Genomic DNA, 24,402 nt, shown 5'->3' with positions numbered 1-24,402 from the left:
GGGGCGCTCGGGCTCAGCCGACCTTGGTCTTGTAGCCCCGGCCCCACTGGAGTCCCCAGCCGTAGAGCCGGTCCAGCTCGGCCTGGAAGCCGTAGACGAACTTCACCTCGCGCCGCACGACCAGCTCGCCCTTGACGTTCTCGACGGACACCACGGCGCACGAGCGGGCCTGCGGCTGGCGCTCGTCCAGGTCGATCTCGATCCTCGGCCCGTTGCTGGGATAGAGCGTGACCTTGGCGTGCGTGCGGTCGAAGGCGGGCGTCTGGTCGTAGATGTACGCGAAGACCAGCAGCCGCTTGATGGACTCGCGGTGGTCGAGATTGACGTAGATCGTCTCGCCGGAGGGCGAGCCGAACCGGTCGTCGCCGCTCAGCTTCACGTACGGCGGCGCGTTGAGGCTGCCGAAGAAGCCTCCCAGCGGCTGCACGACCCCCTTGGTGCCGTCCATCAGCTCGTACAGGCAGCCGATGTCGAGGTCCACGTTGACCACGCCCTGGGTGTGGGCCTGGACCACGTCGGGCTGGAACAGCTTGAGCGGGTGCCGCAGCAGGCCGCCGCGGCGGCGCTGCTTGCCCATGAAGTCGGACGTGCGCATCTGCCAGGAGAGGTTGACGCGCAGATTGCCGGTGGCCGCGCCCTGCTTGCTGAGCGAGACCGTCGGGTTGCGCTTGGTCAGTTCGATGGAGTTGGTCGCGGCGCCGCCCGAATCGAAGTCCATCGATCGTCCTCGCCACAGACCGTCCCAGAAGGACATGCCGCCCCCAAGTGTCCTCGTGCCCCATACGTACGGCGAAGGGGCGGCCATGAGGACTCCTCCTCGACGGCCGCCCCGCACAGAGCGTTCCTCACCGGGGCCGCCGTCACACTCCGCGGTGCGGAATCGGCCGGCCCGGTGCGGGAATCGGTCGGTGTCAGACCCCGGACGGGACCTCGGTCTTCTCTCCGGAGCTGCCCTGTCCCTCGCTCGCCGCGAGCCGCTTGTTGCGCCGCACGGAGGAGAGGAACGACCAGGCGATCAGGAGGACGCCGATGGAACCGGTGATGACCTCGTGGATCTCGTACTGGATGGTGACCAGGAGGAGGGCGGCGAGGGCACCGATCGCGTAGTGCGCGCCGTGCTCCAGGTAGACGTAGTCGTCGAGGGTGCCCTGGCGGACCAGGTAGACCGTGAGCGAGCGGACGTACATGGCGCCGATGCCGAGGCCGAGCGCCATCAGGACGATGTCGTTGGTGATCGCGAAGGCGCCGATGACCCCGTCGAAGGAGAAGGACGCGTCCAGGACCTCCAGGTAGAGGAACATGAAGAACGCGGCCTTGCCCGCCATCACGACGGCGGGAACCTTCTTGCCGCTCCGCTTGGCCTCTTCCTCGGCCTCGTGCTCGCGCTCCTCGTCCTCCTCCAGCTTGTTCTCGAAGTAGCTGGAGAGGCCGCCCACCACGAGGTAGGTGATGAGGCCGGCGATACCGGAGATCAGGACGGTCTGCGCCTTGTCCACATGGATGCCGCCGTGCTGGTGGGCGTGGGTGGCGACGGTCATCGAGCTGATCAGGAGCACGACGAGCGCGATGCAGACCGACAGCATGTCGACCTTGCCGAGCTTGGCGAGCGGGCGCTCGATCCAGCCCAGCCACTTGATGTCACGGTCCTCGAAGATGAAGTCGAGGAAGATCATCAACAGGAACATGCCACCGAAGGCGGCGATCGACGGGTGAGCGTCGGTGACCAGCTGCTGATACCGGTCCTTGTCGTTGAGCGCGAGGCGGACCGCCTCGATCGGACCGATCTTGGCACTGATGGCCACGATGACGACGGGGAAGACCAGCCGCATGCCGAAGACCGCGATCAGGACACCGACGGTGAGGAAGATCTTCTGCCAGAAGGCACTCATCTTCTTCAGGATTCCGGCATTGACCACCGCGTTGTCGAAGGACAGCGAGATCTCGAGGACGGACAGGATCGCGACGACGCCGAACCCGGTCCACCCCCCGTAGAGCACCGCGGCGACAAGGCCGAGCGCGGTCACCGCGAACGACCAGCCGAAGGTTTTCAGAATCACTGGTTACCCAATCGTGTGTGTACGGGCTCCCGTTCAGCGGTCTCCCCCGCGCCGGTCCCGGCTTTACGAAACGTTGACCCCGAAGTCTAGAGCGATACCACGCAGGCCCGACGCGTACCCCTGCCCGACGGCGCGGAACTTCCACTCGCCGCCGTGGCGGTAGACCTCCCCGAAGATCATGGCGGTCTCCGTGGAGGCGTCCTCACTGAGGTCGTAGCGCGCCAGCTCCTGCCCGTCCGCCTGGTTCACCACCCGGATGAACGCGTTGCTGACCTGGCCGAAAGCCTGACCGCGCGTGTCCGCGTCATGGATCGAGACCACGATGACGATCCGGTCGCAGTGGGCCGGCACCCGCGAGAGGTCGACCAGGAGCGACTCGTCGTCGCCGTCGCCCTCACCGGTGAGGTTGTCCCCGGTGTGCTCGACGGAGCCGTCGGGGCTCTTCAGGTTGTTGTAGAAGACGAACCAGTCGTCGCCGAGGACCCGGCCCGCGCCGCACAGCAGCGCGCTGGCGTCGAGGTCGAAGGGGGCGCCGGTGGTCGAGCGCGCGTCCCAGCCGAGGCCGACGAGGACCTGGGTGAGGTTCGGTGCGGCCTTGGAGAGGGAGACATTGCCTCCCTTGGCGAGTGTGACGCCCATGTTCGTGGTCCTCCCCGGTGGTGACGGCGGTGTCCCCGCGGTGGCGGGGGCACGGGGTGATGAGCGCGTCCGGCGCCGCACCTTCGACATGTGCGGCGCCGGACGGGACGGCGGAGGGGCTGCTCGGCTCAGACGTTGACGCCGAAGTCCTGCGCGATGCCGCGCAGGCCCGAGGCGTAGCCCTGGCCGACCGCGCGGAACTTCCACTCCGCGCCGTGGCGGTACAGCTCGCCGAAGACCATGGCGGTCTCCGTCGAGGCGTCCTCGGAGAGGTCGTACCGCGCGATCTCCGCGCCGCCCGCCTGGTTCACGACGCGGATGAACGCGTTGCGGACCTGGCCGAACGACTGCTGGCGCGTCTCCGCGTCGTAGATGGAGACCGGGAAGACGATCTTCTCGACGTCGGCGGGGACCGCCGAGAGGTCGACCTTGATCACCTCGTCGTCGCCCTCGCCCTCACCGGTGGTGTTGTCACCGGTGTGCTCGACGGAGCCGTCGGGGCTCTTCAGGTTGTTGAAGAACACGAAGTTCTGGTCACTGCTGACCTTGCCCTCCGCGTTCGTCAGGATCGCGCTGGCGTCCAGGTCGAAGTCCGTACCGGTGGTGGTACGCACATCCCAGCCGAGGCCGACCAGAACCGCGGTCAGGCCGGGCGCCTCCTTGCTCAGCGATACGTTGCCGCCCTTGCTGAGGCTGACTCCCACTAGTCCTCCCAATTGGTGTCCAGGGGCGGGGAGCCCCAAGCGTTGCGTTGCCATCGGATCAACGAGTGGATCCTAGTGACCGGTTCCCGGCGACCCCGGGCTCTGCGGCCGAAGTGTCACAGGGTGTCGAGCGCCTCGAGGTACTCGTTCAGGTCACGCGCGTCGGGCAGGTCGTTGACGACGCTCCAGCGCACGACGCCTTCCTTGTCGATGATGAAGGTGCCGCGCACCGCGCAACCCTTGTCCTCGTCGAAGACGCCGTACGCCCGCGAGACCTCGCCGTGCGGCCAGAAATCGGAGATCAGCGGGTACTCCAGGCCCTCCTGCTCGGCGAAGACGCGCAGGGTGTGGATGGAGTCGGTGGAGACGGCGAGCAGCTGCGTGTCGTCGTTGACGAACTTCGGCAGCTCGTCGCGGAGCGCGCACAGCTCGCCCGTGCACACGCCGGTGAACGCGAACGGGTAGAAGAGCAGCACCACGTTCTTCTCGCCGCGGAAGTCGGACAGTTTCACGGACCGGCCGTGGTTGTCCTTCAGCTCGAAGTCCGGGGCCTTGGTGCCGGTGGCGATTCCAGCGAGCGCCATGGGTACGCATCCCTTCGACGGGGCCCCTCGGATGGGGCCGTTCGGGTGACACCACCCTACGTGCGCCGATCTGTGCCCCTTGTGGGCCCGTACTCACGCGCGTGAGGCCCTCGCCGACGGATGGTCGTCGGCGAGGGCCTCACGGTTGACTCTTCTGGGGTCGCGGCTCGGCGCGCGGGTGGCTAGCGCTTCTTGGCGGCGCCCTTGGGGGTGCTCAGCCGGCTGCCGTTCCAGTCCTTGCCGGCGTTGATGCTCTTGGTCTGGGAGAGGCCCGCGGTGGTGGCCGCCTCGCCGATCTCGCTCGGCTCGACGTACCCGTCACGACCGGTCTTCGGAGTGAGCAGCAGGATCGAGCCGCCTTCCTCCATGTAGGCGATGGCATCCACCAGCGCATCGGTCAGGTCCCCGTCGTCCTCACGGAACCAGAGCACCACGGCATCGGCCACGTCGTCGTAGTCCTCGTCGACGAGCTCGGAGCCAATGGTCTCTTCGATGAGCTCGCGGAGCTCCTGATCGACGTCGTCGTCGTAGCCGATCTCCTGGACCACCTGGTCGGGCTGGAAACCAAGCCTTACGGCAAGGTTCGTCTCCGCGTGGTCCGCGGTCGCGCTCACGGATTGCCTCCTGATCATGTTTCTGAGAATGCCTGTCAGCCACGCGCGGGCGCGGGGCATTGGCCGTAGTCCACACGGGCGGGGCGGATCGCGCAAGTACCCGGCCGCCGAGACCGCCGAAACGGTGACGTTCCCCGCCGTGTCGCCGCAACTGCCGCCTCATCCGTACGGGACCGAACGGCTCTGCGAAGCGGCTAGGCAGGATGGGCGTATCGTTGCGATTTGGTCGAGCCTACCCCAGGGACACTGGGCGATCGCCTCGGTTACCCATTGGTAGAGATGACGTTCGCGTCAGCCGGGTACACGATGGGGAGCGGTGTACGGCCAGGCAGAACCCAGGCGAGAGCCCCAACAGCGAAGGAACAGCGTGGCTTCCGGATCCGATCGCAACCCGATCATCATTGGCGGCCTGCCGAGTCAGGTCCCGGACTTCGATCCCGAGGAGACCCAGGAGTGGCTGGACTCCCTCGACGCCGCGGTCGACGAACGCGGCCGCGAGCGGGCCCGCTACCTGATGCTCCGGCTGATCGAGCGCGCGCGCGAGAAGCGCGTGGCCGTCCCCGAGATGCGCAGTACGGATTACGTCAACACGATCGCCACCAAGGACGAGCCGTTCTTCCCCGGCAACGAGGAAATCGAACGCAAGGTCCTGAACGCGACCCGCTGGAACGCCGCGGTGATGGTCTCGCGCGCCCAGCGCCCCGGCATCGGGGTCGGTGGCCACATCGCCACCTTCGCCTCCTCCGCCTCGCTCTACGACGTGGGCTTCAACCACTTCTTCCGGGGCAAGGACGAGGGCGACGGCGGCGACCAGATCTTCTTCCAGGGGCACGCCTCCCCCGGCATCTACGCCCGCGCCTTCCTCCTGGACAGGCTCTCCGAGCAGCAGCTCGACGCGTTCCGCCAGGAGAAGTCCAAGGCGCCGCACGGCCTGTCCTCGTATCCGCACCCGCGCCTGATGCCGGACTTCTGGGAGTTCCCGACCGTCTCCATGGGCCTCGGTCCGCTCGGCGCGATCTACCAGGCGCGGATGAACCGCTACATGGAGGCGCGCGGCATCGCCGACACCTCCAAGTCGCACGTCTGGGCCTACCTCGGCGACGGCGAGATGGACGAGCCCGAGTCGCTCGGCCAGCTCTCCATCGCCGCCCGCGAGGGCCTGGACAACCTCACCTTCGTCGTCAACTGCAACCTCCAGCGCCTCGACGGCCCGGTGCGCGGCAACGGCAAGATCATTCAGGAGCTGGAGTCCCAGTTCCGCGGGGCCGGCTGGAACGTCATCAAGCTCGTCTGGGACCGCAGCTGGGACCCGCTGCTCGCCCAGGACCGGGACGGCATCCTGGTCAACAAGCTGAACACCACCCCCGACGGCCAGTTCCAGACGTACGCGACCGAGACCGGCGCCTACATCCGCGAGCACTTCTTCGGCGACGACCACCGCCTGCGCGCCATGGTCGAGAACATGACCGACGAGCAGATCCTGCACCTGGGCCGCGGCGGTCACGACCACAAGAAGGTCTACGCGGCCTACGCGGCGGCCAAGGCCCACAAGGGCCAGCCGACGGTGATCCTCGCCCAGACGGTCAAGGGCTGGACCCTCGGCCCGAACTTCGAGGGCCGCAACGCCACGCACCAGATGAAGAAGCTGACGGTCGACGACCTCAAGGGCTTCCGCGACCGTCTGCACATCCCGATCACGGACAAGCAGCTGGAGGACGGCGCCCCGCCGTACTACCACCCCGGCCGTGACTCCGAAGAGATCCAGTACATGCACGACCGCCGCAACAGCCTGGGCGGTTACGTCCCGACCCGCGTCGTGCGCGCCAAGCCCCTCCAGCTCCCCGAGGACAAGACGTACGCGACCGCGAAGAAGGGCTCGGGTCAGCAGTCGATCGCCACCACCATGGCGTTCGTCCGCATCCTGAAGGACCTCATGCGGGACAAGGAGATCGGCAAGCGCTTCGTGCTGATCGCCCCGGACGAGTACCGCACCTTCGGCATGGACGCCTTCTTCCCGAGCGCGAAGATCTACAACCCGCTCGGCCAGCAGTACGAGGCCGTCGACCGCGAGCTGCTCCTCGCCTACAAGGAGTCGCCCACCGGTCAGATGCTGCACGACGGCATCTCCGAGGCGGGCTGCACCGCCTCGCTGATCGCCGCCGGCTCGGCGTACGCCACCCATGGCGAACCGCTCATCCCGGTCTACGTCTTCTACTCGATGTTCGGTTTCCAGCGCACCGGTGACCAGTTCTGGCAGATGGCCGACCAGCTGGCGCGCGGTTTCGTCCTCGGGGCGACCGCCGGCCGCACGACGCTGACCGGTGAGGGCCTGCAGCACGCCGACGGCCACTCGCAGCTGCTCGCCTCGACCAACCCGGGCTGCGTCGCCTACGACCCGGCCTTCGGCTACGAGATCGCGCACATCGTCAAGGACGGTCTGCGCCGGATGTACGGCCCCGAGAGCGAGGACGTCTTCTACTACCTCACCGTCTACAACGAGCCGATCCAGCACCCGGCCGAGCCGGCGGACGTCGACGTCGACGGCATCCTCAAGGGCATCTACCGCTTCAAGTCCGGCGAGCAGGGCGCCATCCCGGCCCAGATCCTCGCCTCCGGTGTCGCCGTCCCGTGGGCGGTCGAGGCCCAGCAGATCCTCGCCTCGGAGTGGGACGTCAAGGCGGACATCTGGTCGGCGACCTCCTGGAACGAGCTGCGCCGCGAGGCCGTGGACGTGGAGCGCCACAACCTCCTGCACCCGGAGGAGGAGCAGCGCGTCCCGTACGTGACGCAGAAGCTCTCCGGTGCCCAGGGCCCGTTCGTGGCCGTCTCCGACTGGATGCGGAGCGTCCCCGACCAGATCTCCCGCTGGGTGCCCGGCACGTACCAGTCGCTCGGCGCGGACGGCTTCGGCTTCGCCGACACCCGGGGTGCCGCCCGCCGTCACTTCCACATCGACGCGCAGTCGATCGTGGTCGCGGTCCTGACCGAGCTGGCCCGCGAGGGCAAGGTCGACCGCTCCGTCCTGAAGCAGGCGATCGACCGCTACCAGCTTCTGGACGTCACGGCTGCCGACCCCGGCGCGGCCGGCGGCGACGCGTAGCCGCATCCGCGGGACGCCTCCGGAGGGCGACGGGCCATGGGTCCCGTCGCCCTTCGGCGTTTCCTACGATGCGCCCATGAAGGAACGACCGCCGCAGGTGCGCGGTGAGCGGAAGTCTCGGGACCGGCGCCGGGAGCGGGAGCACCGGGGATCGGACCGCCCGGGGCGCCGGAGGTCGGGGCGCGGGAGGTCGGGGCGTTGGGCGACGAGCCGCTCGGAGAAGGACCGCTAGAGCAGCTCACCCAGGGGCCGCTCCTCGGGCTCGCCGTGGCGTTCGCCATCGCGTACGCCGTGCCGATCGTCGTGCCCGACGCCGATCCGGCCGTGTCGCGGGCCTGCACGGTCGTGGAGTGGGTCGTCTGGGGTTCGTTCGCCTTCGACTATCTCGTGCGTCTCCTCCTCACCGATCACCGCGGACAGTTCATCCGCACGCACTGGCTCGACCTGTGTGCCGTGATCCTTCCGATGATCCAGCCGCTGCGGCTGCTGCGGCTCGTCTCCACGCTGATGCTCGTCGGCCGGCGTGCCCGCATGGCGTCGCAGATCAGGTTGACGACGTATGTGGTGGGCTCGGTGGTCGGCCTGCTGATGTTCGGTTCCCTCGCGGTGCTCTCCGTGGAGCGGGACTCACCGGACGGGAACATCAAGACTCTGGGTGACGCGGTGTGGTGGTCCTTCACCACCATGACGACGGTCGGTTACGGCGATCACGCCCCGACGACGGGCCTCGGCCGGGTGCTCGCGGTCGGGTTGATGCTGTCGGGCATCGCGCTGCTCGGTGTGGTCACCGCGAACATCGCGGCGTGGTTCATCGCCCGCTTCGAGAAGGACGACGTGGAGGAACGGCGCCAGACGGCCGCCATCGAGGCGTTGACGGCCGAGGTACGGGCCCTGCGGGCGCAAGTGACGGCTCTGTCGGGAGCCGGCTCGGCGCCTCGCCCGGTGGGCGCGGAGGGCGCGGTGGAGGACCTCGTGGCCGGGGAGGCCGCCCCCGGGAAGGCCGCCCCCCGCGAGGCCGTCGCCGGGGAGGCCGAGGCGCTCGGTGGGCGAGGGACGGCCTGACCCCGGGGCGGGGCGGCGGACGCCGGCCCGGTTGCACCTCAGGGCGAGGCAGCAGCCAGGATGCGTCTCAAGGCGGGCGCTGGCCCGGATACGCCTCAGGGCGAGGCGGTCGCCCAGCTGTGCCCCGGGGCGAGGCAGTGAGCCGGCTGCGTTCTCAAGGCGAGGCAGCGGCCCGGCTGTGCCCCAGGGCGAGGCGGTCGCCGGCGGGCCGAGGGGGGCCTCGGCCCGAGGGGCCCGGCGATCGTGTGGATGGCTCGGCCATTTCGGGTGGCGCGCGGTCCGGCCCGCTCCGCGACCACGTGCGGCCGCGTGAGCGAGGGTTCTCGCGCGTGCTGTGCCCGAAGCCCGAGACCCGCCGTCATCGCCCTTGACGCGGCCGGTTCGGGCCCGTCACCGCGAGTACCCCTCCTCAGCTCTCCCAGACCTTGAAGGCCCGTACGCGGTAGGGGGATTCTGGCGCCCAGGTGCCGCTGCCCGGGTAGGTGTTGAATTCACCGGTCTCCGCGCATTTCGCGGACTGGTACGCGGTGACAGGGCGGCCGGTGCGATTGGAGACGGCCTGCGCGCTGCCCCCCTCCGGCAGCGCGACGCAGCTCTCGATGTCGATGTCGGTCAATTCGTAGGCGTGCCGCGCACCCTTGAATCCCGCTTTCTCCCAGAAACACACCGCGCCGGGGTCACACCTGCCGAGCGTCGGCGGAGCGGCGGCCGCGAGGTGTGCGGGAGAGAGGATCAGCGCGCTGAGCCCGGCGAGTGCGGTGAGCGCGGCCGCCGTGACGGCTGCGACGCTCGTGGGCATGGTCCTGGGCATGGTCGTACGCATGTGTTCAACCCCCGTGTGGTGTGGATCAGTTGTCCGCGCCGTGCGGACCTCACGTCAGAACTGTGGACCGCCCGACCGCGCCATCGGAAGGGGTACGAATGTGCGTCACCCGGATAGGCGAAAGCCCCCCAGAACACCCCTTAAGGGTTCCCCCCTGCGCCACACCTCCGGCTCGCGCATCACGCCCGCACGCCGCACACGGAGCGTGACGACACCACTCAAACGCGCCCGCTTTTACCCCGATTACCCACTCGAAACCGTGATCTGTCTCACGCGATGCACGGTATGCATCGGGGTTCTCCTAGGCTGTTCCGCAGTGACTTCCTTCGACTCATCCCCTCAACTCAACGCCTGGCGCACTCTGCTCGCGCTGGCCGTCGTGTTCGTCATGCTGGCGACCACGGGCTGGACCGCCGTACGCGACCACAAGGGCGAATCCTCGCCCCTGGAGGCCGCGCGCTCCGCATGGGAGCGCGGCAGCATAGGCGGACACGCGCTGCCCGACCCCGACGGTCCCGCCGCCCGGCTCGGCCACTTCTTCGCCTCGCTCGACGAGCGGCAGCGCGACCGGCTCGCCCGCCGCTACCCCCTCGCCGTCGGCAACATGAACGGCGCGCCCGTGGACCTGCGCTACCGCGCGAACCGCATCGCCCTGGCCCAGGCCCGCAAGGTGGAGCGGCAGCGCATGCGCGACAAGCGCCTCTCGCCCTTGGGGCAGCAGGAGGCCGAGCGCAGGATGAAGCGGTTCGGGGTCATGATGCGTCCCAGCCGGCACGTCCTCGCCTTCGACCCCATGGGTACCGGGCGCATGGCCGAGGTCTTCGGAGACCTCGACACGGCGCGCCGGGTCTCCGTCGTGGTGCCCGGCGTCGACACCACCGTGCTGACGTTCGAGCGGACGTTCCGCAAGTACTCGGCTCCGGTGGGCATGGCGAAGGCGCTCTACCGCGAGGAGCGCGCCGTGGACCCGCGCGCGCGTACCGCCGTGATCGCCTGGGCCGACTACACCGCGCCCGTGGGCATCGGCGTGGACGCGGCCACGGCCATGCGCGCCGAGAGCGGGGCCGTACGCCTCGACTCCCTGGTGCGGGCGCTGCCCGGACGCTCCCCCGTGGCGCTCTACTGCCACAGCTACGGCTCGGTGGTGTGCGGGGTGGCCGCGCGGACCCTGCCCGACCGGGTCACCGACATCACGGTCGCGGGCAGCCCCGGCATGCGCGCCGAGAAGGCCTCGCAGCTGGGGACCGGGGCCCATGTCTGGGCCGCGAGGGACAGTGACGACTGGATCCAGGATGTGCCGCACCTGGAGGTCGGCGGGCTCGGCCACGGCGCGGACCCGGTGTCCGGCGGCTTCGGCGCGCGGGTGCTGTCCGCGGCGGGCGCGGCCGGGCACACCGGTTACTTCGAGCCCGGCACGCAGAGCCTGCGCAACTTCGCCGAGATCGGCACCGGGACCTACCGCGACGTGCGGTGCGCGAGCGGGGACGGCGCCTGCCGGAAAGGCCTTTTTGGCGGGGCAGCGGCCCGACGCGCGTAGAAATCGTCGAAACAGCGGCCCGCCGCAGGAGGGACGGAGGCACGCGTGCCGCCTACGATGAGCCGCATGGGTGATGTTCTGGCCGGATTTCACGCCGCCTGGGAGTTCGAGTCCGACTCCGTGCTCATCCGCTTCGAACGGGGGATCCGCACACCGAAGCTCTACCAAGCGCTCGGTGAGCGGCGTATCCCGCTTGAGGCGATCGCGGCGGTGACGCTCTCCCCGGGCAAACGCGGGACCGTCGTCCTGCATGCCGTGCCGAGACCGGGCGCCGATCCTCTGATGGAGGCGGCGGCGGGGCAGCTCAAGGACGGCTGCGACCCGTATCGCCTGGTGCTGCCGGCCGAGCGGGAGACGCTCGCCGAGTACTACGCGGACGAGCTGCGGGCGCTGCTCCCGGCGCACGACCGCGGGCCCTGCGATCGCTACCTGGTGACCGCGCCCGAGGCTCCACTGCAGTTCAAGGCGTACGACGGCAAGGCGTCCTTCGACGGCAAGCAGGTGTCCTTCCGGTGGTTCTGGACGGGCGCCTCGTCGGCGAAGTGGAAGGCCGGGGACCAGAGCTTCCCCGTGACGGACCTGTGCGGCATCGAATGGCGTTCACCGGAGGTCTTCGAAGGCCATCTGCGGCTGCTGCGCCGGGAGAGCCCTGTCGCGCAGCCCGCGCAGGCCGACCAGGACCCGGCGGCCGTCGTCTTCGGTCTCGGCTACGGCCCGGTCCACGAGTCGCTGCCGTTCGCCGCGTCGGTCCTGGCCGCCGTACGGGCGTCGGGGCCGCTCGCGCCGGGCGACGGGGTCGGCGCGAGCGTGGCCGTCGCCGCTGTCGTCCGCCGCGACCCGGCCGACATCGCGGACCGCATCCGGCACCTCGGCGAACTGCACCAGGCGGGTCTCCTCACGGATGACGAGTTCACGACGAAGAAGGCCGAGCTGCTGGCGGAGCTGTGAGCGGCCGGCGCGGCGGCGCGATGCGGGGGCGGTGCGGCCCGGTTACTCCCGGCCCGCCGAGGTGAAGGTCATGTCGGCGTACCGGTCGCCCGCGACCTCCGCGGCGATGGGGTCGAGCAGGGCGAGCTCGTCATCGGTGAGGGTGATGCGGGTGGCCGCGGTGTTCTCCTCGACGCGGGTGCGCTTGCGGGTGCCCGGGATCGGGACGACGGACAGGCCGTGGACCGCGGACCGCTGCTGCACCCAGGCCAGGGCGATCTGGCCGAGGCTCGCGCCGTGGGCGTCGGCGACCGTGCGGACGGGGGCCAGCAGGGCCGCGTTGGCGGCGGCGTTGGCGCCGGTGAAGCGGGGCTGCTGACGGCGGAAGTCGTCCTCGGCGAGTTCCTTGTCGGCGTGGACGAACGCGCCGGTGAGGAAGCCGCGGCCGAGGGGTGAGTAGGGCACGAGGGCCACGCCGAGCCCGGCGGCCGCGGGGACCACGCCCCGCTCGATGTCGCGGCTGAAGAGCGACCATTCGGACTGGACGGCGGCGATGGGGTGGACGGCGTGGGCGGCACGCAGCTCGTCGCCGGTGACCTCGCTCAGGCCGAGGTGCCTGACCTTGCCCGCGGCGACGAGTTCGGCCATCGCGCCGACCGTCTCCTCGATGGGGACACTCGGGTCCCGGCGGTGCATGTAGTAGAGGTCGATGACGTCCGTGCCGAGGCGGCCGAGGCTGGCGTCGACGCTGGAGCGGATGTAGGAGGGGGAGTTGTCGATGCGCCGCTTCGCCGGCTCGTTCGGGTCGATGGCCAGGGCGAACTTGGTGGCGATGACGATCTCGTCGCGGTGCGCCTTGAGGAAGGGGGCGAGGAACTTCTCGTTCTCGCCCATGCCGTAGACGTCGGCGGTGTCGTAGAGGGTGACGCCCAGTTCGAGGGCGCGCTCCAGGGTCGCCCGGGCCTCGTCGGTGTCGGTGGGGCCGTAGGCGAAGCTCATGCCCATGCAGCCGAGGCCCTGGACACCGACCTCGGGGCCGTCGGTGCCGAGGCGGGTCGTGGCCATGCCGTGAGCAGTGGTGTCGGGCGTCGTCGTCTTGCCGGGCGTCGTCTTGTCAGGCGTCTTGTCAGGCGTCTTGTCGGGCGTCATCGCAGTTCAGAGCCTCTCCGGCGCCGTGCGGGCGCCAGCGTACGTATTGATCTTGTGGTCGAGGACCGCGAGGGTGTCCCGCAGCTCCGCGATGCGGGCGCGGACGTCGTGCCGGGTCCGCTCCAGGAGGTCCTGGCGCTCGGAGAAGGTGTGCTCGCCCTCGCGCACCAGTTCCGCGTAGCGGACCATGTCGGCGACGGGCATGCCGGTCAGGCGGAGTTTGCCGACGAAGGCGAGCCAGTCCAGGTCGCGGTTGCGGTAGCGGCGCTGGCCCGTGTGGGAGCGGTCGATGTGGGGCATCAGGCCGATCCGCTCGTACCAGCGCAGGGTGTAGGCGGTGAGGCCGGTGAAGGCGGCGACTTCGCTGATCGTGTAGTGGTCCTGCCCGTCCGGGCGGCGCGGCCCGGCGGGCGCGGGGGCGCAGGGGTCGGCACCGCGGGCCGGGCGGGCTGGTGCAGGCGTGGTCTCCATCACCGTCATGTCCCTCACGCTATGACCTTGGAGTGCGCTCCAAGCAAGTGGGTCAGGAGGAATTCCCGGGAACGTCTCACCTGACGAGCGGGCCCAGGAGCCCGGCCTCCACCGGTGCCCGGCGCCCTCCAAGTCCCCGGTGTCCCCGGTGTCCCTGGAGTCCCCGGGAGGAATTAGGCTCGGCGGCATGCAGAGCTTGGCGATGATCGAGAACTGGCCGGTCCCCACCGCTGCCGCCGCTGTCGTCCGCGCGGACGGGACGATCGCCGGGGCGCACGGGCCGACGGACCGGCGCTTCGCACTCGCCTCGGTCACCAAGCCGCTCGCGGCGTACGCGGCGCTGGTCGCGTACGAGGAGGGCGCCGTCGAGCTGGACGAGCCCGCCGGGCCCGAGGGGTCCACGGTGCGGCATCTGCTCGCGCACACCAGTGGCCTCGCCTTCGACGAGCACCGGGTGACGTCGGCGCCGGGGACGCGGCGGCTGTACTCCAACGCGGGCTTCGAGGTCCTCGGGGAGCACATCGCCAAGGCGACGGACATCCCGTTCGCGGAGTATCTGCGGCAGGCGGTGCTGGAGCCGCTCGGGATGAGCGCCACGGCGCTGGAGGGCGGCGGTTCGCCGGCCAAGGACGGGGTGTCGAGCGTCGACGACCTCGTCAGGTTCGCGGCGGAGGTGCAGGCGCCTCGGCTGCTGGACGCGCGGACGGTGGCGGCGGCGATGACGGTGACGTATCCGGGGCTGAAGGGTGTGCTGCCGGGCTACGGGCACCAGAACCCCAATGACTGGGGGCTCGGGTTCGAGATCCGGGACGGCAAGGCGCCGCACTGGACGGGCAGTACGTCGTCGCCTCGGACCTTCGGGCACTTCGGGCAGGCGGGGACGTTCCTGTGGATCGACCCGGACGCGGGTGCGGCCTGTGTCGCGCTGACCGATCGGCCCTTCGGCCCCTGGGCCGTGGAGGTCTGGCCCGCGTTCACCGACGCGGTGCTCGCGGAACTCTAAGGACGGCCGCACGGCAAGCACCCCGCACGGCCAGGACCCCGCCCGGCGAAGACAGGCGCACCCCCGGCCCGTCAGCCCCGCTCGGCCCCCGCCATCTCCCACACCAGCAGCTCCGCCGGGGTACTCGCCCCGGCCACCGCCTCCAGGGCCCGCTCGTCCGTGGCCCGCGCCGAGTCTCCCGGCCCCAAGTGGTGCTCGCCGAGCCGTATGTCGCCGCGGACGACGTGGACGTAGGTGAAGGGGGCGTCCGGCAGGGCGGTGCGTTCGTCCGGGGCGAGGCGGCGGACGTGGAGCAGGGCACCGGCGCCGGGGATCTCGTACGGGGTGGAGTCGGCGATCCCGTGGACGACCGCGTAGGACGGGTCGCCGCCCGGGGAGAGCGGGGCCAGCCACATCTGGACGAAGACGAGGGGGATGTCGCCGTCGTTGCGCTCCACGTGCCGCACGCCGCCCGCCGCCGAGAGGTGCTGGAGGTCGCCGGGGCGCACGAGTGACTCGCGGCCCGTCGAGTCGCGGTGGGTCAGCTCGCCCGCCACGACCCAGGTCACGATCTCCGTGTGGCTGTGGGGGTGTTCGTCGAAGCCCGCGCCGGGTGCGAGGCGTTCTTCGTTGCAGGCCAGGATCGCGCCGAAACGGAGGTTGTCGGGGTCGTAGTGGGGCCCGAAGGAGAAGGCGTGGAAGGACTCGATACCGGCCTCCGCCTCCCCGCCGCGGTACCGGTCGCCTGAGCGCCGCAGGTCTATCACGGACCCCACGTTAGCCCCGGCACCGCATGTCCCCGCCCCGATAAGGCAGTCTTGTCCCCGTGCCCGAACCCTCAGCGAACGAAGACCGCCAGGAGTCCCCGCCGGGGTCCGCCCCCGGGTCCCCCTCGGATCCGGGAGCCGCCGGCCGGGACCGCCGCACCCCGCACGCGCACACCGCGACCCTCAAGCGCCTGGAGAAGTCGTCGGGGAGCCTCGCGGCGCAGGCGATCGCGCGCATGGACGAGACGCTGTCCTGGTATCGGGCCATGCCGCCGGAGAACCGCTCCTGGATCGGCCTGGTCGCGCAGGCCGGTATCGCCGCGTTCACCGAGTGGTTCCGGCAGCCGGACGCCCCGCAGGCCATCTCCACCGACGTCTTCGGGACCGCCCCCCGCGAGCTGACCAGGGCGATCACCCTGCGCCAGACCGTGGAGATGGTGCGTACGACGATCGAGGTGATGGAGTCCGCGATCGACGAGGTGGCGGCCCCGGGCGACGAGTCCGTGCTCCGTGAGGCCCTGCTCGTCTACGCCCGCGAGATCGCCTTCGCCACCGCCCAGGTGTACGCGCAGGCCGCGGAGGCACGCGGTGCCTGGGACGCCCGGCTCGAATCGCTCGTCGTGAACGCGGTGCTCTCCGGGGAGGCCGACGAGGGTGCCGTCTCCCGCGCCGCCGCGCTCGGCTGGAACTCCCCCGAACACGTGTGCGTGCTCCTCGGCACCGCCCCGGACGGCGACAGCGAGCTGACCGTGGAGGCCATCCGACGCGCCGCCCGGCACGCGAAGTTGCAGGTCCTGACGGGCGTCCTCGGGTCTCGCCTGGTCGTGATCGCGGGCGGCAGCGACAATCCGCTGGCGGTCGCGAAGGCGCTGATCGGGCCGTACGCCGCGGGTCCCGTGGTGGCCGGGCCGATCGTGCCGGACCTGCTCGCGGCGACGCGTTCCGCGCAGGCGGCGGCCGCCGGGCTCAAGGCGAGCATCGCCTGGCAGGACGCCCCGCGGCCCGTCCTCGCGGACGATCTGCTGCCGGAGCGCGCGATGGCCGGGGATCCCTCGGCCCGGGAACAGCTGGTGGAGGAGATCTACAGACCGCTGGAGGAGGCGGGCTCCGCGCTCCTGGAAACACTCAGCGTCTATCTGGAGCAGGCGAGCAGCCTGGAAGGCGCCGCGCGGATGCTGTTCGTTCACCCCAACACCGTGCGCTACCGGCTCCGACGTGTGACTGACGTCACCGGATGGTCGCCCTCCGATGTGCGCTCCGCGTTCACGCTGCGCATCGCGCTCATCCTGGGGCGTCTGGCCGACGGGGATGCTCAGTCGTAGGGTTTTGTGGGGCCCCTACAATTCCCCCACCCGTTCTTCGTCCCTGTCCCCACGGGCGGCTCAGGCCGTCGACAAGAGAGAGTGTGAGAGTGCTCGTACTCGTCGCTCCCGGCCAAGGCGCTCAGACGCCCGGCTTCCTGACCCCCTGGCTCGACCTCCCCGGCGCCGCGGACCGCCTCGCCGCCTGGTCGGACGCCATCGGGCTCGACCTCGCCCACTACGGCACGCGGGCCGACGCGGACGCGATCCGCGACACCGCCGTGGCCCAGCCGCTGCTGGTGGCCGCCGGACTGCTGTCCGCCGAGGCACTCGGTGACATCGCGCCGGGCGCGGTCGCCGGACACAGCGTCGGTGAGATCACGGCCGCCGCGTACGCGGGTGTGCTCGGCGACGACGACGCCCTGCGTCTGGTGCGCAAGCGCGGGCTCGCCATGGCCGAGGCCGCGGCCGTCACGGAGACCGGCATGGCGGCGCTGCTCGGCGGCGACCCCGAGGTCACCGTCCCGCACCTGGAGAAGCTGGGCCTGACCCCGGCGAACATGAACGGCGCGGGCCAGATCGTGGCCGCCGGCACCAAGGAGCAGCTCGCCGCCCTGGAGGCCGACAAGCCCGAGGGGGTGCGCAAGGTCGTCGTCCTCAAGGTCGCGGGCGCCTTCCACACGCACCACATGGCCCCGGCGGTGTCCCGCCTGGAGGAGGCCGTCCAGGGTCTCGCCCCCGCCGACCCGAGGACCACCTACGTCTCGAACCGCGACGGCCGGGCGGTCACCACCGGCGCCGAGGTGATCGAGCGCCTGGTCGGCCAGGTGGCCAACCCGGTGCGCTGGGACCTGTGCATGGAGACCTTCCGCGAGCTGGGCGTCACCGCGCTGATCGAGGTGTGCCCCGGCGGCACCCTGACCGGCCTGGCCAAGCGTGCGCTGAAGGGCGTGCAGACGCTCGCGGTGAAGACCCCCGACGACCTCGAAGCGGCCCGCGCGCTCGTCGCCGAGCATTCCTGAGCCGACGACAGACAAGGAGCCGTTGCGCATGTCGAAGATCAAGCCCAGCCAGGGCGCACCGTACGCGCGGATCATGGGTGTCGGCGGCTACCGGCCCACCCGTGTCGTGCCGAACGAGGTGATCCTGGAGACGATCGACTCGTCCGACGAGTGGATCCGTTCCCGTTCGGGCATCGCCACCCGCCACTGGGCCTCCGACGAGGAGACCGTGGCCGCGATGTCGATCGAGGCGGCCGGCAAGGCGATCGCCGACGCGGGGATCACTCCCGAGCAGATCGGCGGCGTGATCGTCTCGACCGTCTCGCACTTCAAGCAGACCCCGGCCATCGCGACCGAGATCGCGGACAAGATCGGCGCGGGCAGGCCCGCCGCGTTCGACATCTCCGCGGGCTGCGCCGGCTTCGGCTACGGCCTGACGCTGGCCAGGGGTATGGTCACCGATGGTTCGGCCGAGTACGTCCTGGTCATCGGCGTGGAGCGGCTGAGCGACCTGACCGACCTGACCGACCGCGCCACGGCGTTCCTGTTCGGTGACGGCGCCGGCGCCGTGATCGTCGGCCCCTCCAAGGAGCCGCGGATCGGTCCGACGGTCTGGGGCTCGGAGGGCGACAAGTCCGAGACCATCAAGCAGACCGAGTCCTGGGAGGCGTACCGCAACGGCGCGCCCGACAAGTTCCCGGCCATCACGCAGGAGGGCCAGGCGGTGTTCCGCTGGGCCGTGTTCGAGATGGCGAAGGTCGCCCAGCAGGCGCTGGACGCGGCCGGGATCAGCGCGGACGACCTGGACGTCTTCATTCCGCACCAGGCCAACGAGCGGATCATCGACTCGATGGTGAAGACTCTGAAGCTGCCCGAACACGTCACGGTCGCCCGTGACGTGCGCACCACGGGTAACACCTCGGCCGCCTCGATCCCGCTCGCCATGGAGCGGCTCCTGGCGACCGGCGAGGCCAAGAGCGGCGACACCGCGCTCGTCATCGGCTTCGGGGCGGGTCTCGTGTACGCCGCCACGGTCGTTACCCTCCCCTAGGCATCACGTCCGGATCGCGAGGTCCGGACGGTCCCACCAACCTGCCGCTGCCGCGGCGGGCGCCACACCCTCTGGATACATACGAAGGAGCGCCAACATGGCCGCCACTCAGGAAGAGATCGTCGCCGGTCTCGCGGAGATCGTGAACGAGATCGCCGGCATCCCGGTCGAGGACGTCCAGCTGGACAAGTCCTTCACCGACGACCTGGACGTCGACTCGCTGTCCATGGTCGAGGTCGTCGTCGCCGCCGAAGAGCGTTTCGACGTCAAGATCCCGGACGACGACGTCAAGAACCTCAAGACGGTCGGCGACGCGACCAAGTACATCCTCGAGCACCAGAACTGACCGAGCCCGAGCTCAGTCGCCACCCGGCGGTGGCGCCGTTGATCCCCTCAACACCGTGGAGAAAATTCCTGTGAACTCGACCAATCGCACCGTGGTCGTCACCGGTGTCGGCGCAACCACACCGCTGGGTGGCGACGCGGCCTCGACGTGGGAGGGCCTGCTCGCGGGCCGCTCCGGCGTCAGTCTGCTGGAACAGGACTGGGCGGCCGAGCTGCCGGTCCGCATCGCCGGCCAGATCGCCGTGGAGCCCGGCGAGGTCATCCCGCGCCCGCAGGCGCGCAAGCTGGACCGCTCGGCGCAGTTCGCGCTGATCGCGGCCAAGGAGGCGTGGGCGGACGCCGGCTACACCGCCAAGGCGGGCGAGGACTCCTCCGTGGACCCGGACCGCCTCGGCGCGGTGATCGCCTCCGGCATCGGCGGCGTGACCACCCTCCTGGACCAGTACGACGTGCTCAGGGAGAAGGGCGTACGCCGCGTCTCCCCGCACACCGTGCCGATGCTGATGCCCAACTCCCCGGCGGCCAACGTCGGCATCGAGCTGGGCGCCCAGGCGGGCGTCCACACCCCGGTGTCGGCCTGCGCCTCGGGCGCGGAGGCCATCGGCTACGCGGTCGAGATGATCCGTACCGGCCGGGCCGACGTCGTCGTCGCGGGCGGCACGGAGGCGGCGATCCACCCGCTGCCCATCGTGGCCTTCGGCAACATGATGGCGATGTCCAAGAACAACGACGACCCGCAGGGCGCCTCGCGCCCCTACGACGCGAACCGCAACGGCTTCGTGCTCGGCGAGGGCGCCGGTGTGATCGTCCTGGAGTCCGAGGAGCACGCGAGGGCCCGCGGCGCCAAGATCTACGCGGAGGCCGTCGGCCAGGGCATCTCGGCCGACGCGCACCACATCACGCAGCCCGAGCCGTCCGGCAACGGCATCGCCGCGGCGCTGCAGAACCTGCTCGACACGACGGACCTCAAGCCGGCCGAGATCGTGCACGTGAACGCGCACGCCACCTCGACGCCGCAGGGCGACGTCGCCGAGATCAAGGCGCTGCGCAAGGCCTTCGGCGACGACGTCGACCACATGGCGATCGCCAGCACCAAGTCGATGACGGGTCACCTGCTCGGTGGCGCGGGCGGCGTGGAGACCGTGGCCACGGTCCTCGCGCTCAAGCACCGCATCGCCCCGCCGACGATCAACATCGAGAACCTCGACCCCGAGGTCGACGCGGACGTCATCCGTGACGAGGCCCGCGCGCTGCCCGAGGGCCGCATCGCGGCGCTGAACGACTCGTTCGGCTTCGGCGGCCACAACGTCGTCCTGGCGTTCAGGACCGTCTGACCCGGATCCGATGTCACCCGAAGGGGCCTCCACCGCATGGTGGGGGCCCTTTCGGGTTACCCGGCCCAGATGTCAGACGACCTGGTGCAGCCACCGCACCGGCGCGCCCTCGCCGGCGTACCGGAAGGGCTCCAGTTCGTCGTCCCAGGGCTTGCCGAGGAGCTTGGCCAGCTCGGCCTCCAGGTCGCTCTCGCCGCGCTGCGAGCGGGCGAGGGCGGCGCGCAGCCGGTCCTCGGGGATGAGGATGTCGCCGTGCAGGCCGGTGACGGCGTGGAAGATGCCGAGGGCGGGTGTGGCGCTGTACCGCTCGCCCTCGGCGTTCTGGCTCGGTTCGGCCGTGACCTCGAAGCGCAGCAGGGACCAGCCGCGCAGCGCGGAGGCGAGCTTGGAGGCGGTGCCCGCCGAGCCCTGCCAGGAGAATTCGGATCTCCAGGTGCCCGGCGCGGCGGGCTGCCTGATCCAGTCGAGGCTCACACGCGCGCCGAGCACGCCCGCGACGGCCCACTCGACGTGTGGGCACAGCGCGCGCGGGGCGGAGTGCACGTACAGAACTCCACGTGTCGTCACCGGGACCTCCAGTGTGGGTCGAGGTTCGCCTTCCCCCGGCGGCCTCGCGCCCGTGCCGAGCAATTTTCCCCAAATGCTAGAGAAACCTGGGAAAAGGGGACAGATGTGACGTGATGTAATTTAGCGGAACCACGGCAGCGGGGCGTCACCGGGTGGATCTCCCGCCTGTCGCCGCCGTGACAGCGGTGGCCGGGCGGCTACGGGGCGAGGCTACCGTGCGGCGGGGCAAGGAGTGTGACGTACCGTCGGTCCCGGGGCCAGAAAAGTCCGACCTTTCACCCGGCGGGGCGCAACCCCGGGCACGCGCACGGCGTCACGTTGAACGACAGAGGGGACCAGGGGATGCGGAACCGCAGGCACCGTTCGCGTACCGCCGTCGCCCTCGCGGCGGCGGCCCTGCTCGGCACATCGCTCGGCGCGTGCGACGCCCAGGGCGGGAACTCCCCGGCGCCCGGCCCGTCCGCGCACCGCAAGCCCTCCCCCAGGCCCACGCCCGCCTGGGACACCACGCCCCGCTCGCTCGCCGCGGTCGGCGACTCCATCACGCGAGGCTTCGACGCCTGCTCGGTGCTCTCCGACTGCCCCGAGGCGTCCTGGGCGACCGGCACGGACGTCGAGGTCAAGAGCCTCGCCACACGGCTGCTGGGAAAGGAACGGGCCGCCTCGCACAGTTGGAACCACGCCAAGACCGGCGCCCGCATGGCGGATCTGACCGGCCAGGTCCAGCAGGCCGTCACCGAGCGGCCCGAGCTGGTGACGGTGATGGTGGGCGCCAATGACGCCTGCCGCCCCTCGGTAGGCGCCATGACGCCGGTCGGCGAGTTCCGCGCCGACTTCGAGGAGGCAATGCGCACCCTGCGCCGCTCGCTGCCGAAGGCGCAGGTGTACGTGGCCTCCGTGCCGGACCTCAAGCGGCTCTGGTCGCAGGGGCGCACCAACGCCCTGGGCAAGCAGGTGTGGAAGCTCGGGATCTGCTCCGCGATGCTGGCCGACCCGGACGACCTGGGCGCCGCGGCGTCCGAGCGGCGGGCGCGGGTGCAGGACCGGGTGGTGGCGTACAACGAGGTGCTCGAAGAGGTGTGCGACGAGGACCGCCGGTGCCGGTACGACGGCGGGGCCGTCTTCGACTACCGCTTCGACGGCGACCAGTTGAGCCACTGGGACTGGTTCCACCCCAGCAAGAACGGCCAGGCGCGCCTCGCCGAGCTGGCCCACCGTCAGGTGACCTCCAGGAAGCCCGTGGCCCGGTGACGGTGTACGGATGCGCCGCGGGGTGATGTCGGGCGCCGTCCCTCACGCCGTCAGGGGCGCGCACAGGCGCCGGTCCGCGAGGGAGCGGCCCGCCTCCACCTGGTAGGAACCGCCTTGGTGGGCCCAGGCGTTGCGCTTCTCGTCCCAGATCTCGAAGGCGCGGCGCGGGAGTTCCACGCGCGCCTCGACGCTCTCGCCCGGCGCCGCCTCGACGACCTCGCGGCCCGCGCGCGGCCCGTGGTTGCGGACGCGGACGGTGGCCATCGCGGCGTCCACGGTGAGCGACTCGTACGTCCAGTCGGTGTAGCCGAGGCCGTGGCCGAAGGGGTACGACGGGGTGGCGTCGGCCCTGTCCCAGGCTCGGTAGCCGATGAAGACGCCCTCGTCGCAGGCGAGTTCGCCGTCGGTCGGAGCGACCCGGGTGACGGGGGCGGCGGCGAGGTCGCCCCAGGTGGTGGGGAGCCGGCCCGTCGGCTCCTCGGCGCCGGGCAGGACGTCGGCGAGCGCGGCGCCGCCCTCCTGGCCGGGGAACCAGCTCAGCAGCACCGCGGCGACCTCCTCGCGCCAGGGAAGCTCCACCGGGGAGCCGGAGTTGACGACGACGACCGTGTTCGGGTTGGCGGCGGCGACCGCGCGGACCAGGTCGTCCTGGCGGCCCGGCAGCCGCAGGTCCCGGCGGTCGAAGCCCTCGGACTCGACGCGCTCGGTGGTCGCGACGACCACGACGGCGGTGTCGGCGTGCCGCGCCGCCTCGACGGCCTCGGACATCAGTTCGTCGGCGGCGCGCCGCGGCCCGAGGTGGACGAAGGAGAACATGACGCTGGGCAGCGGGGTCGCGAGACCCTTGTCCGGCCGGTGCAGCAGGGAGACCGCGACGGGCTCGCCCGCCGTGAGCGCCACGGTGCCGCGCTCGACGGACGGCCTCGGCGACCGCCCCCTCGGCGACCTCGCCGGCGCGGACGGCGGCGGCCGGGCCCCGGTGCCGTGCGCCTGGATGCCGCCATGGCGGTGCCTTCTCGGTGAGTCCGTCCCGGCCGGCCGCGCCGGTCGCTCCCATCCTGCCCGCGGGGCGGCGCGAGGCCGAGGGGCGGGGAACCGCCCGTGGAGGCCCTTCGGCGGGGTCTACCGTCCGCCGGGGGCGGCCCGGCGCCCCTCGGGCGGGCGCGGTGTCATGGCCCAGGTGGGGCGCCAGACCGGTTCGGGCGGCGGGGTCAGGCCCGCGAAGTGGCCAAGGACCGCCCGCAGCCCCGGGTGGGGGTCGGCCCGGGGGCGGATGAGCGAGAGCGGGTACGCGAGCGTCGGGCCGAGGATCGGGATGCGGCGCAGGTCGTGGCCGGTCGGCCAGAGGTACCGGTCGCGCGAGCCGACGAGCGTGGCGACGTCCGGGGAGTCGGCGAGGACGTCGAGGAGCACCTCGTTGCCGAAGTTCGGGCCCGCCGCGTCCACGCGGAGGTCGAAGGCGGTGGCGAGCTGGTCGTAGAAGTCCGCCCATTCGCTGCGCGGCGCGATGCCGGGCACCCAGATCCGGTGTCCGCGCAGCCGGGAGGGCGTCAGGGTGCGCGCGGAGGCGAGCGGGTGCCTCGGGCCGACGAGGAGTTCCAGCGGGGAGTCGCACGCGTGGACCATCCGCACGTCGCGCGGCAGCGCCGCCGGGTCGGTGACCGAGCGGAAGGAGGCGTCGATGTCCCCCGCCCGGACGGCGGCGACCGCCTCGCGCGGGTCGTCGACCCTGAGCGTCACCACGTCGAGGTCGGTCCCGGGGTGCGAGCGCCAGTAGTCGTGCAGGACGACGGCCTGCGCGGAGCGCAGGCCGAGCACGTCGATCCGCAGGGCCCGCGAGCCCGGTCCGAGCGCGGTGACGGCCCGGTCGGCGGCCGCGACGATGCTCCGGGCGTGCGGGAGGAAGGCCTGGCCGTCGAGGGTGGGCTCGACGCCCCGGGCGGTCCGCGTGAACAGGCGTACGCCGAGCCGCCGTTCCAGGGCCGCGATCCGCTTCGACACGGCTTGCTGGGTGACGCCCAGCTCGTCGGCCGCGTGCTGGAGCCGGCCCAACTCGGCCGCGCGGACGAAGGAACGCACCGCCTCGGTATCCATGGGCTCAGCCTATGTGTGCCCAACCGATGGTTGTGGCCGGCG

Annotated in this window: 23 protein-coding genes and 2 pseudogenes; 11 read left to right on the top strand and 14 right to left on the bottom strand. The window is 71.1% G+C overall.

Going from position 1 to position 24,402, the window contains the following annotated elements; translation table 11 throughout:
• Positions 1 to 13: 13 nt before the first annotated feature.
• The 6 genes from ABZ385_RS08990 to ABZ385_RS08965 form a co-directional block, all read right to left on the bottom strand.
• On the bottom strand, positions 14 to 754 hold the full coding sequence (locus ABZ385_RS08990; protein WP_358581849.1) for a Tellurium resistance: 741 nt from the start codon (positions 752 to 754) through the stop codon (positions 14 to 16).
• 157 nt (positions 755 to 911) lie between these two features.
• Positions 912 to 2,057 (bottom strand): DUF475 domain-containing protein, encoded by a 1,146-nt coding sequence (locus ABZ385_RS08985; protein ID WP_358581778.1) that lies wholly within the window; start codon positions 2,055 to 2,057, stop codon positions 912 to 914.
• 63 nt (positions 2,058 to 2,120) lie between these two features.
• Positions 2,121 to 2,696 carry a TerD family protein gene (locus ABZ385_RS08980; RefSeq protein ID WP_358581781.1) on the bottom strand — a complete coding sequence of 192 codons (576 nt, stop codon included), beginning with the start codon at positions 2,694 to 2,696 and terminating at the stop codon, positions 2,121 to 2,123.
• Positions 2,697 to 2,824: 128 nt separating this feature from the next.
• Positions 2,825 to 3,400, bottom strand: a complete 576-nt coding sequence (locus ABZ385_RS08975) for a TerD family protein (RefSeq protein WP_358581783.1) — start codon at positions 3,398 to 3,400, stop codon at positions 2,825 to 2,827.
• A 116-nt stretch (positions 3,401 to 3,516) separates the two neighbouring features.
• The gene (locus ABZ385_RS08970) at positions 3,517 to 3,984 is read right to left on the bottom strand and encodes a peroxiredoxin (RefSeq protein WP_358581785.1); all 468 of its coding nucleotides are present in this window, start codon (positions 3,982 to 3,984) and stop codon (positions 3,517 to 3,519) included.
• A gap of 182 nt (positions 3,985 to 4,166) precedes the next feature.
• On the bottom strand, positions 4,167 to 4,598 hold the full coding sequence (locus ABZ385_RS08965; RefSeq protein WP_358581787.1) for a DUF3052 domain-containing protein: 432 nt from the start codon (positions 4,596 to 4,598) through the stop codon (positions 4,167 to 4,169).
• A 367-nt stretch (positions 4,599 to 4,965) separates the two neighbouring features.
• Between ABZ385_RS08965 and aceE the strand changes: the two genes are divergently transcribed.
• Both aceE and ABZ385_RS08955 read left to right on the top strand, forming a co-directional pair.
• Positions 4,966 to 7,698: a pyruvate dehydrogenase (acetyl-transferring), homodimeric type gene (gene aceE / locus ABZ385_RS08960; RefSeq protein ID WP_358581789.1), complete on the top strand. Its 2,733-nt coding sequence runs from the start codon at positions 4,966 to 4,968 to the stop codon at positions 7,696 to 7,698.
• 198 nt (positions 7,699 to 7,896) lie between these two features.
• Positions 7,897 to 8,760 (top strand): potassium channel family protein, encoded by an 864-nt coding sequence (locus tag ABZ385_RS08955; RefSeq protein WP_358910571.1) that lies wholly within the window; start codon positions 7,897 to 7,899, stop codon positions 8,758 to 8,760.
• Between the two features lie 271 nt (positions 8,761 to 9,031).
• On the opposite strand, the pseudogene ABZ385_RS08950 reads toward ABZ385_RS08955, so the two are convergent.
• Together ABZ385_RS08950 and ABZ385_RS08945 are read right to left on the bottom strand one after the other, a co-directional pair.
• Positions 9,032 to 9,112 (bottom strand): annotated as a pseudogene (locus tag ABZ385_RS08950) (small hydrophobic protein); the annotation flags it as partial.
• A 57-nt stretch (positions 9,113 to 9,169) separates the two neighbouring features.
• Positions 9,170 to 9,583 (bottom strand): peptidase inhibitor family I36 protein, encoded by a 414-nt coding sequence (locus ABZ385_RS08945; protein ID WP_358910569.1) that lies wholly within the window; start codon positions 9,581 to 9,583, stop codon positions 9,170 to 9,172.
• A 316-nt stretch (positions 9,584 to 9,899) separates the two neighbouring features.
• On the opposite strand from ABZ385_RS08945, the gene ABZ385_RS08940 reads away from it, so the two are divergent.
• Positions 9,900 to 11,120 carry an alpha/beta hydrolase gene (locus ABZ385_RS08940; protein ID WP_358698117.1) on the top strand — a complete coding sequence of 407 codons (1,221 nt, stop codon included), beginning with the start codon at positions 9,900 to 9,902 and terminating at the stop codon, positions 11,118 to 11,120.
• Between the two features lie 66 nt (positions 11,121 to 11,186).
• Positions 11,187 to 12,068, top strand: coding sequence for a DUF4429 domain-containing protein (locus ABZ385_RS08935; protein WP_358581796.1), 882 nt, complete (start codon positions 11,187 to 11,189; stop codon positions 12,066 to 12,068).
• A gap of 42 nt (positions 12,069 to 12,110) precedes the next feature.
• On the opposite strand, the gene ABZ385_RS08930 is transcribed toward ABZ385_RS08935, so the two are convergent.
• Both ABZ385_RS08930 and ABZ385_RS08925 read right to left on the bottom strand, forming a co-directional pair.
• The gene (locus ABZ385_RS08930) at positions 12,111 to 13,112 is read right to left on the bottom strand and encodes an aldo/keto reductase (protein ID WP_358698124.1); all 1,002 of its coding nucleotides are present in this window, start codon (positions 13,110 to 13,112) and stop codon (positions 12,111 to 12,113) included.
• Positions 13,113 to 13,202: 90 nt separating this feature from the next.
• Positions 13,203 to 13,676, bottom strand: coding sequence for a MerR family transcriptional regulator (locus ABZ385_RS08925; protein WP_358581798.1), 474 nt, complete (start codon positions 13,674 to 13,676; stop codon positions 13,203 to 13,205).
• Between the two features lie 178 nt (positions 13,677 to 13,854).
• Here ABZ385_RS08925 and ABZ385_RS08920 point away from each other — a divergent pair, with 178 nt between their 5' ends.
• A complete protein-coding gene (locus tag ABZ385_RS08920) occupies positions 13,855 to 14,670 on the top strand; it encodes a serine hydrolase domain-containing protein (RefSeq protein ID WP_358698119.1) in 816 nt (271 codons plus the stop codon).
• Between the two features lie 71 nt (positions 14,671 to 14,741).
• On the opposite strand, the gene ABZ385_RS08915 is transcribed toward ABZ385_RS08920, so the two are convergent.
• Positions 14,742 to 15,416 carry a pirin family protein gene (locus ABZ385_RS08915; protein ID WP_358910567.1) on the bottom strand — a complete coding sequence of 225 codons (675 nt, stop codon included), beginning with the start codon at positions 15,414 to 15,416 and terminating at the stop codon, positions 14,742 to 14,744.
• Between the two features lie 59 nt (positions 15,417 to 15,475).
• Here ABZ385_RS08915 and ABZ385_RS08910 point away from each other — a divergent pair, with 59 nt between their 5' ends.
• The 5 genes from ABZ385_RS08910 (at position 15,476) to fabF (ending at position 20,448) form a co-directional block, all read left to right on the top strand.
• Positions 15,476 to 16,738: a helix-turn-helix domain-containing protein gene (locus ABZ385_RS08910; protein WP_358698122.1), complete on the top strand. Its 1,263-nt coding sequence runs from the start codon at positions 15,476 to 15,478 to the stop codon at positions 16,736 to 16,738.
• Positions 16,739 to 16,827: 89 nt separating this feature from the next.
• Positions 16,828 to 17,739 carry an ACP S-malonyltransferase gene (locus ABZ385_RS08905; protein ID WP_358581808.1) on the top strand — a complete coding sequence of 304 codons (912 nt, stop codon included), beginning with the start codon at positions 16,828 to 16,830 and terminating at the stop codon, positions 17,737 to 17,739.
• A gap of 28 nt (positions 17,740 to 17,767) precedes the next feature.
• Entirely contained in the window at positions 17,768 to 18,769 is a 1,002-nt protein-coding gene (locus ABZ385_RS08900) for a ketoacyl-ACP synthase III (protein ID WP_358910565.1), read from the top strand.
• A 97-nt stretch (positions 18,770 to 18,866) separates the two neighbouring features.
• Positions 18,867 to 19,115 (top strand): acyl carrier protein, encoded by a 249-nt coding sequence (locus ABZ385_RS08895; RefSeq protein WP_030777934.1) that lies wholly within the window; start codon positions 18,867 to 18,869, stop codon positions 19,113 to 19,115.
• Positions 19,116 to 19,185: 70 nt separating this feature from the next.
• Positions 19,186 to 20,448, top strand: a complete 1,263-nt coding sequence (gene fabF, locus ABZ385_RS08890; RefSeq protein ID WP_358581812.1) for a beta-ketoacyl-ACP synthase II — start codon at positions 19,186 to 19,188, stop codon at positions 20,446 to 20,448.
• A 72-nt stretch (positions 20,449 to 20,520) separates the two neighbouring features.
• Here the strand turns inward: fabF and ABZ385_RS08885 are convergent, their stop codons facing one another.
• A complete protein-coding gene (locus tag ABZ385_RS08885; protein WP_358581814.1) occupies positions 20,521 to 21,015 on the bottom strand; it encodes a DUF3145 domain-containing protein in 495 nt (164 codons plus the stop codon).
• Positions 21,016 to 21,357: 342 nt separating this feature from the next.
• Here ABZ385_RS08885 and ABZ385_RS08880 point away from each other — a divergent pair, with 342 nt between their 5' ends.
• Positions 21,358 to 22,266, top strand: coding sequence for an SGNH/GDSL hydrolase family protein (locus ABZ385_RS08880; RefSeq protein WP_358910563.1), 909 nt, complete (start codon positions 21,358 to 21,360; stop codon positions 22,264 to 22,266).
• A 42-nt stretch (positions 22,267 to 22,308) separates the two neighbouring features.
• On the opposite strand, the pseudogene ABZ385_RS08875 reads toward ABZ385_RS08880, so the two are convergent.
• Together ABZ385_RS08875 and ABZ385_RS08870 are read right to left on the bottom strand one after the other, a co-directional pair.
• A pseudogene (locus ABZ385_RS08875) lies at positions 22,309 to 23,166 on the bottom strand (glycoside hydrolase family 3 C-terminal domain-containing protein); the annotation flags it as partial.
• A gap of 222 nt (positions 23,167 to 23,388) precedes the next feature.
• Positions 23,389 to 24,360, bottom strand: coding sequence for a LysR family transcriptional regulator (locus ABZ385_RS08870; protein ID WP_358910561.1), 972 nt, complete (start codon positions 24,358 to 24,360; stop codon positions 23,389 to 23,391).
• Positions 24,361 to 24,402: the final 42 nt, after the last annotated feature.

The sequence above is a fragment of the Streptomyces sp. NPDC005898 genome (assembly GCF_040629635.1).
Lineage (GTDB): Bacteria > Actinomycetota > Actinomycetes > Streptomycetales > Streptomycetaceae > Streptomyces.
Note: the sequence above shows the minus strand (reverse complement) of the source record. Positions and strands in the feature narration are given on the sequence as shown.

Excerpts from the sequence above, each read along its gene's own strand:
- ABZ385_RS08990 (WP_358581849.1), bottom strand. The coding sequence starts at position 754 with ATGTCCTTCTGGGACGGTCTGTGGCGAGGACGATCGATGGACTTCGAT.
- ABZ385_RS08980 (WP_358581781.1), bottom strand. The coding sequence starts at position 2,696 with ATGGGCGTCACACTCGCCAAGGGAGGCAATGTCTCCCTCTCCAAGGCC.
- ABZ385_RS08970 (WP_358581785.1), bottom strand. The coding sequence starts at position 3,984 with ATGGCGCTCGCTGGAATCGCCACCGGCACCAAGGCCCCGGACTTCGAG.
- ABZ385_RS08945 (WP_358910569.1), bottom strand. The coding sequence starts at position 9,583 with ATGCGTACGACCATGCCCAGGACCATGCCCACGAGCGTCGCAGCCGTC.
- ABZ385_RS08935 (WP_358581796.1), top strand. The coding sequence starts at position 11,187 with ATGGGTGATGTTCTGGCCGGATTTCACGCCGCCTGGGAGTTCGAGTCC.
- ABZ385_RS08930 (WP_358698124.1), bottom strand. The coding sequence starts at position 13,112 with ATGGCCACGACCCGCCTCGGCACCGACGGCCCCGAGGTCGGTGTCCAG.
- ABZ385_RS08925 (WP_358581798.1), bottom strand. The coding sequence starts at position 13,676 with ATGACGGTGATGGAGACCACGCCTGCACCAGCCCGCCCGGCCCGCGGT.
- ABZ385_RS08920 (WP_358698119.1), top strand. The coding sequence starts at position 13,855 with ATGCAGAGCTTGGCGATGATCGAGAACTGGCCGGTCCCCACCGCTGCC.
- ABZ385_RS08900 (WP_358910565.1), top strand. The coding sequence starts at position 17,768 with ATGTCGAAGATCAAGCCCAGCCAGGGCGCACCGTACGCGCGGATCATG.
- ABZ385_RS08895 (WP_030777934.1), top strand. The coding sequence starts at position 18,867 with ATGGCCGCCACTCAGGAAGAGATCGTCGCCGGTCTCGCGGAGATCGTG.
- ABZ385_RS08880 (WP_358910563.1), top strand. The coding sequence starts at position 21,358 with ATGCGGAACCGCAGGCACCGTTCGCGTACCGCCGTCGCCCTCGCGGCG.
- ABZ385_RS08870 (WP_358910561.1), bottom strand. The coding sequence starts at position 24,360 with ATGGATACCGAGGCGGTGCGTTCCTTCGTCCGCGCGGCCGAGTTGGGC.